General features: G+C 62.6%; 1 protein-coding gene. It reads right to left on the minus strand.

All coding sequences use genetic code 11. The features are described from left to right. Positions 1–235: hypothetical protein (locus tag FJ658_RS16435; RefSeq protein ID WP_181408511.1), on the minus strand; the 235-nt coding region annotated here is incomplete at both ends.

Below are 235 nucleotides of genomic sequence, written 5' to 3' on the forward strand. Positions count from 1 at the left end.
CGTCAGCTCCCAACCCAGACGATCGACGAACGTCTGCGCCAATTCGACATCGAAGCCGTCATCGGCGACGGCCATCAAGACCTCCCCCAGGATCGCCTCGTACGGAGACTCCCAGCGCACCTCCTGCTTGGACGACGCCCACATTCGAAGCTCCGTCAAGCTCATGCTGCCCAGGGAGAAGCGCATCAGCACTGCGCGCGTCTCGTCGTTGGTGAGCAGTTGCTCGGAGTCATCC

Origin of the sequence: Schumannella sp. 10F1B-5-1, assembly GCF_006517535.1 — a bacterium.
Taxonomy (GTDB): domain Bacteria; phylum Actinomycetota; class Actinomycetes; order Actinomycetales; family Microbacteriaceae; genus Schumannella.